We start from the raw sequence: 6,315 nt of genomic DNA on the forward strand, positions 1-6,315 counted from the left end.
GTCGATGGAGATCGCCAAGATCTACAAGAACTCGCATCCGCCATCGATCGATCGCATGCAGTATTTTCGCGACCTGATCACCTTGCAGTCCGAACTGATCAAACTGCAGTCCTGGGTCGCCTATCACAAGAAGAAGCTGGTGGTGATCTTCGAGGGCCGCGACTCCGCCGGCAAGGGAGGCGTCATCAAACGCATCACCCAGCGTCTCAATCCGCGCATCTGCCGCGTCGTCGCCCTTCCGGCGCCGACCGAGCGCGAGAAGTCGCAATGGTATTTCCAGCGCTATGTGCCACATCTTCCGGCCGGCGGCGAGATCGTGCTGTTCGACCGCTCCTGGTACAACCGCTCCGGCGTTGAACGGGTGATGGGTTTTGCCGAGCCCGATCAGGTCGAAGAATTCTTCCGCGACGTGCCGGAGTTCGAGCGCATGCTGGTCCGCTCGGGCGTCACCGTGGTCAAATACTGGTTCTCGATCACCGACGAGGAGCAGCAGATGCGCTTCCTGATGCGCATCCATGATCCGATGAAGCAGTGGAAGCTGTCGCCGATGGACCTGCAGTCGCGCGTTCGCTGGGAACAGTACACCAAGGCCAAGGAAGAGACCTTCGCCCGCACCAACATTCCCGAGGCGCCCTGGTTCATCGTCGAGGGCAACGACAAGAAGCGGGCGCGGCTGAACTGCATCGACCATCTGCTCAAGCAGTTGCCGTATGAAGAGGTGCCGCACGAGGAGATCACGCTGCCCGAGCGCGTCTTCAATCCCGAATACGAGCGCCAGACGCTGCCGCGCGAACTCTACGTGCCTGAGAAGTATTGACTGTCTGGGGTTGCTAAATCCCCCCCTCTCGTGGGGGAGATGTCCGGCAGGACAGAGGGGCACGGGAAGGATCGCGGCGTAGGCTACGCGTCTGAAACCTAAGCCCGTTTGATCACCACATGCGTGGCGAGCGCCGTCGCCACCTGCTCGCTGCACTGATAGCCAAGCTTGGGCATGTCCAGGCCGGTAAAGAGATTCTCGCCCGCACCGAGCAGCAGCGGCGAGATCGCCAGATGCATCTCGTCGATCAGTTTCTCCTGCAGATATTGCCGGATGGTCGCGACGCCACCGCCGACCCGCACGTCCTTGCCATTCGCCGCCGCCTTCGCCTGTTCAAGCGCCGAATGGATGCCGTCGGTGATGAAGTGGAAAGTAGTACCGCCCTCCATCGTGATCGGCGCCCGCTCGTGGTGGGTCAGCACGAAGACCGGCACATGGTAAGGTGGGTTGTCGCCCCACCAGCCTTTCCAGCTGTCGTCAGGCCATTCGCCGCGGATCGGCCCGAACATATTGCGGCCGAGGATCCAGGCGCCGACATTCTCGAAGCTGCGCGCCGCGAACGCCTCGTTGGTGTCGGTGGTGCCGCCCTCCTGTCCGAGCACCATCTTGCGGAAGGTGCGGGTGTCGACAAACCATTTATGCAGATCTTCGCCACCGACGCCGAGGGGATTTTGCAGAGTCTGATCGGGACCGGCTCCGTAGCCGTCGAGCGACAGTGTGAAAGCATTGACGCGAAGTTTGGACATGAAAGCCTCCTCCATAACCAGTTGCGCAAAGGAGTAGCAAACTGATTGCGAAATGCAAGCAGTTTATATGGATGCAGCAAACCCCGGCGATTGGTCCAAYGACCTTCGCTGGGGCTCCCGACCGGACACTGGAAATTGTCATTGATATCGAGAGGCCGCCGGGCATTGCCGCGACCGGCCATCGGTGGGAAGAGAAAACTATCCCTTCAGCATCGTTGCCACTTCGGGCGCGAAATAGGTCAAAATGCCGTCGCAGCCGGCGCGCTTGAAGGCCAGCAGGGATTCCAGCATCGCCTTCTCGCCATCGATCCAGCCATTGGCGCCGGCGGCCTTGATCATCGAATATTCGCCTGACACCTGGTAGGCGAAGGTCGGCATCTGGAATTCATCCTTCAGCCGCCGGATGATGTCGAGATAGGGCAGGCCGGGCTTGACCATCAGCATGTCGGCGCCCTCGGCGATGTCCTGTTCGGCCTCGCGCACCGCCTCGTCGGAATTGGCGTGGTCGATATAATAGGTCTTCTTGTCGCCCTTGAGCAGGCCGGCGGTGCCGACCGCCTCACGATAGGGACCATAGAAGGCCGAGGCGAACTTGGTCGCATAGGACATGATCGCCACGTCCTGGAAACCGTTGGCGTCGAGTGCGTCGCGGATGGCGCCGATGCGGCCGTCCATCATGTCGGACGGCGCGATGATGTCGGCGCCGGCTGCCGCCTGGATCACGGCCGCGGCGGTCAGCTGTTCCACCGTCTCGTCATTGACGATGATGCCGTCGCGCAGGATGCCGTCATGGCCATGGCTGGTGAACGGATCGAGCGCGGCATCGGTGATGATGCCGATCTCCGGCACCGCGTCCTTTATCGCCCGGGTGGCGCGGTTGATGACGTTGTCGGGGTCGAGAATGTGCGAACCGGTCTGGTCGCGCAGGGAGATATCGACATTGGGGAAGGTGGCGAGTGCGGGAATGCCGAGCTTTGCCGCGCGTTCGGCCTCCTTGACGGCGAGATCGATCGACAGGCGGAAGACGCCCGGCATGGCGGCGATCGGCTCGCGCACTTGTCTGCCGTCGACGACGAAGATCGGCCAGATCAGGTCGTCGACCGTAAGCCGGTTCTCCTGCACGAGGCGGCGCGACCAGTCGGCCTTGCGCATGCGGCGCAAGCGGCGGCTGCCGGTGATGTCATCGACGCTGCGCGTGCCGGCTGGCTTTGCCGGTGTGAATTTGTTCATCGCCGTCGGGGTGAATTTGTTCATCGCCAAAACTCTCGTTCGGCGGCTTTTACCACGAGCCCTTGCCGCTGACCAATGCAACACGTTTGTGCCAGCGATCAGGTCGAGGTCTATTCCGGTTGCCCATTGCCCGACAGGATCTGCGCCGCGCCCCTCATGGCGACGCGGAAAGCCTCGTCGAAGGAAACGCCGCGCACCTGCCAGGTGTAGGTCTTGCCGGCCATGGCCAGCCGCCAGTCGGCAATCCAGCCGAACTCCTTGTCGCTCCACACGATGCTGCCGGAGAGTGCCTGATCGGCGCCGGCCTTTTTCGCAACCATGTCCAGCATTGCCATGTCCGCGTCGCGCAGTGTCCTGTCGTCCAGCCCAGCCTGCGACAGCAGCGCTGCGGTGAGGAAAGTCACCCGCATGGCGAGCGGCGCTGCGGCATTGCTGAACGATTCGCGCATCAGCACGCCGCGCTCGTCATCGGCATCGAGCGCGAAATGCCTGATGTCGCGCTCGGCCGCCAAAAACACCGCCAGCCGTGGCCGCTCGGTCAGCCACGGCCTGCTGCCGAGCGAGGCCAGCACCGGATCGATCACCGCCGGCCTGTACTGGCAATAGAGATTGTGAGGCCGGTCGTACGTGCCTTGATCATCATGGTTGGGAATGCCTTCCATTCGGTCGCGGTAGCGGAAGCTGGCGACGAAGCTGCCGGCCTTGTCGCGCAGTGCCGTCATCTCCGGTTTCGCCGGCAGGCGCTGATCGCCGGAAACCCGGACCAGGACCGCGTCGAGGCAGAACTTGAAGCCGACCTCGCGATGCTTTTCATACTTACCGTTGACGATGGTCTGCGACTGATAGAGATCCTCGAGATCGGCCGCCCTGGCCAGGCCATTGATGGCCCAGAAGGTCAGCAGGCCACCCAGAACAAGTGCGAGGCGCAAAAACTGCGGCATGGCTCACCGTTCGCTTCTAGACCCGTCGTCGATATATGGCGGCCATGCAAGGTCAGGGCCGGTTCTGAAGAACGATACGTTGTTGGTGAAAATGCTGGCAGGGGCAAGCCTGATCATGCGCCCGTCTGGATGTTCGATCTGGGCCACGTTGTCGATGAACCACTCGTTCCAGCTTGCTTCGGGGCCGAGATATTTGTGAAGGAGCCGTTTGAAGCGGTCTGGCGACATCGGTTCGATGGTTGCGGTGCCGCGCAGTCCGAGGTGCAGCAAGATGCCGCCATTGTTGTCGAAGTGAACAATTTCCACCGCGCAGCGCGGGTCTCTTTCAAGATGCTTTACCGCGCTTCCATCCGATGACCCGAGAAGCCAGATCGCACCGTCCTCCCAGATGAACCACACTGGCGCGTTGCGCGGCGCGCCGTCCGCGCTGACGGTCGCCAAATTCGCCATTAGCGGGCGACTGAGAACATCGTCCGGGTCGAACTCTCGCGGCATCGCCAAATAATCTCCCAATAGGCTCACAGACGGATGGTTGCACCCATTCGGCCGCGACGCAAAGGATGGCGCCTTGCCTCTCTTGAAATGCAAACTGACCCGACATCGACCGGGCTTGGCATTGACGCACCCATGCGCCACGCTTTAGCACTTCAATCCCGGCGGCGCGGGGGAGGGATTCTTTCACGATGGATTTTGGCGGAGGCGACGAGATCCGCTTCGAACATCTGGGCCGGGCCGGCGTCGTCACATTGACGCGACCGCAGGCGCTCAATGCCGTCACGCACCGCATGATCCGGGCGCTCGACGCTGCTCTTTGCGCCTGGGAGACCGACCAGGGCGTCGATGTCGTTGTCGTCAAGGCCGAGGGCAGGGCGTTTTCGGCGGGCGGCGACATCCTGCATATCTACGAGGCTGGCCGGGCTGGAAAGCCGCCGGTCGAGTTCTTCGCCGACGAATACCGGCTCAACGCCCGTATCAACAGCTTCAAGAAACCTTACGTCGCGCTGATCGACGGCATCGTCATGGGCGGCGGCGTCGGTATCTCCTTCCACGGCTCGCACCGGGTGATGACCGAAAATGCCCAGTTCGCCATGCCCGAAGTCGGCATCGGCTTTTTCCCGGATGTCGGCGCCAGCCATTTGCTGCCCGATCTCGGCGGCTCCTTCGGCATGTATCTGGCGCTGACCGGCAATCGCATCCGCTATGGCGACGCGCTGTGGTCAGGGCTCGCCACCCACACCATCAAGGCCGAGGACCAGGGCGGCTTCCTCGACCGGCTAACGCTGACCGGCGATCCGGAATCGGTGTTGCGCGGTTTCTTCGTCCAGGCAAAACGGGAAACCGACAGGCCGACGCTGGAGGCGATCGTCCGTCATTTTTCGCAACCATCCCTCAAGGCTGTCATCGACAGCCTGGAACAGGCGGCAGGCGCCGACGAGTTCGCGGCCAAGACGCTGGCGACGATCCGGACGCGTTCTCCGACCAGCCTGCGCGTCGCCTGGCGCCAGATCAGCGCCGGGCTGACCATGTCCATGGACGCCTGCATGAAGATGGAGTTCCGCATCCTCAACCGGATGCTGGCCGGCCACGATTTCTACGAAGGCATCCGCGCCGCCATCATCGACAAGGGCTCGAAGCCGCAATGGCGGCCGGCGAGCCTCGGCGCGGTCAGCGAGGCGGATGTCGACGCCTATTTCGCCTCGCTCGGCGAGCGGGAGCTCGACCTGTGAGCGAGGTGACCTCCAGACGCGTCGTGCTGCAGCCCTCGGGCGTGGAGCTGATCTTCGCCTGGTTCCAGCGCGTCGTCGCCGGCTACTGCCTGCTGTTCGGCATTCTCTACTGGATCAGGCTGATCGGCTTCTATCCGGGCTCGTTGTGGCGCTTCGACCTTATGCCGGTGCACTGGCAGGTGGCGGCGGTGATGCTTGCCGTGTTTTTCCCCTTCGCGGCGGCCGGCCTGTGGATGCTGGCGTCCTGGGGGCCTGTGATCTGGTTTATCTGCGCGGTGACCGAGACGGTCATGTATGCCGGTTTTCCCGAGCTTTTCGGCCACCGCATGCTCATCGTCGTCTCGCATGCGGTCGTGGCGCTGCTTTATATCGCTTTCCGCGTGATCATCTGGCTGCAGAAACGACCGGTGCGGCACTAACCCCTTGAGCCCATTGGCGCCCTGGCGGCTGCCTCAATTCGGCCCCGCAATTGTTGGCTAAATCTTTAGGTTAATTATCCTTGCTCGGGAGACCGTTCGTTAAGCCTCTTTCGAAACCTCTTACCGGTAAGCTCTTGTTAGCCCTAGCGTTTAAGTCGAATTTTATGAGTATTCGATAGTGTCGCGATCAAGGTGAAAAACAAAAAATCACCAGGGCGACAAACGAGAGGCAAAGACAATGATCAATTCGCGTCCGGCGGCGAAGACCGCCAACGTATCCGACGACCGCCGCGAGGCTATCCGCTCGCTGTACATGGAATCGCTGCAGCTTGTAGAGCGGCTGCACCGCCGCCTGCTTGACGTGATCAAGGACGAGTTCGACCGCAACGGCCGCTCCGATATCAATGCCATCCAGGCGCTGCTGCTGTTCAACAT

The 6,315-nt window shown here is 61.9% G+C and carries 7 protein-coding genes and 1 pseudogene; 4 read left to right on the plus strand and 4 right to left on the minus strand.

Translation table 11 applies throughout. The features are described 5' to 3' along the window. On the plus strand, positions 1-817 hold an 817-nt coding region (ppk2, locus tag ACXJ7R_RS22095; protein WP_457153712.1), incomplete at its 5' end, for a polyphosphate kinase 2. A gap of 98 nt (positions 818-915) precedes the next feature. Here ppk2 and ACXJ7R_RS22100 read toward each other — a convergent pair. The 4 genes from ACXJ7R_RS22100 to ACXJ7R_RS22115 form a co-directional block, all read right to left on the minus strand. Next, positions 916-1,563, minus strand: a complete 648-nt coding sequence (locus ACXJ7R_RS22100; RefSeq protein WP_457153713.1) for a dihydrofolate reductase family protein — start codon at positions 1,561-1,563, stop codon at positions 916-918. Between the two features lie 198 nt (positions 1,564-1,761). Then, entirely contained in the window at positions 1,762-2,793 is a 1,032-nt protein-coding gene (gene hemB / locus ACXJ7R_RS22105) for a porphobilinogen synthase (RefSeq protein ID WP_095085711.1), read from the minus strand. Between the two features lie 110 nt (positions 2,794-2,903). Continuing rightward, positions 2,904-3,734, minus strand: a complete 831-nt coding sequence (locus ACXJ7R_RS22110) for a DUF2066 domain-containing protein (protein WP_457153714.1) — start codon at positions 3,732-3,734, stop codon at positions 2,904-2,906. Between the two features lie 3 nt (positions 3,735-3,737). Next, positions 3,738-4,229: a pyridoxamine 5'-phosphate oxidase family protein gene (locus tag ACXJ7R_RS22115; protein ID WP_457153716.1), complete on the minus strand. Its 492-nt coding sequence runs from the start codon at positions 4,227-4,229 to the stop codon at positions 3,738-3,740. Between the two features lie 188 nt (positions 4,230-4,417). On the opposite strand from ACXJ7R_RS22115, the gene ACXJ7R_RS22120 reads away from it, so the two are divergent. From ACXJ7R_RS22120 to ACXJ7R_RS22130, 3 genes and pseudogenes are all read left to right on the plus strand, one after another. Next, positions 4,418-5,461 carry an enoyl-CoA hydratase/isomerase family protein gene (locus tag ACXJ7R_RS22120; protein ID WP_457153715.1) on the plus strand — a complete coding sequence of 348 codons (1,044 nt, stop codon included), beginning with the start codon at positions 4,418-4,420 and terminating at the stop codon, positions 5,459-5,461. Beyond that, positions 5,458-5,880 (plus strand): DUF6163 family protein, encoded by a 423-nt coding sequence (locus ACXJ7R_RS22125; protein ID WP_095081139.1) that lies wholly within the window; start codon positions 5,458-5,460, stop codon positions 5,878-5,880. The genes ACXJ7R_RS22120 and ACXJ7R_RS22125 overlap by 4 nt, the downstream gene beginning before the upstream one ends. A 238-nt stretch (positions 5,881-6,118) precedes the next feature. Beyond that, positions 6,119-6,315: pseudogene (locus ACXJ7R_RS22130) on the plus strand (MarR family transcriptional regulator); the annotation flags it as partial.

The sequence above is a fragment of the Mesorhizobium sp. P5_C1 genome (assembly GCF_054049815.1).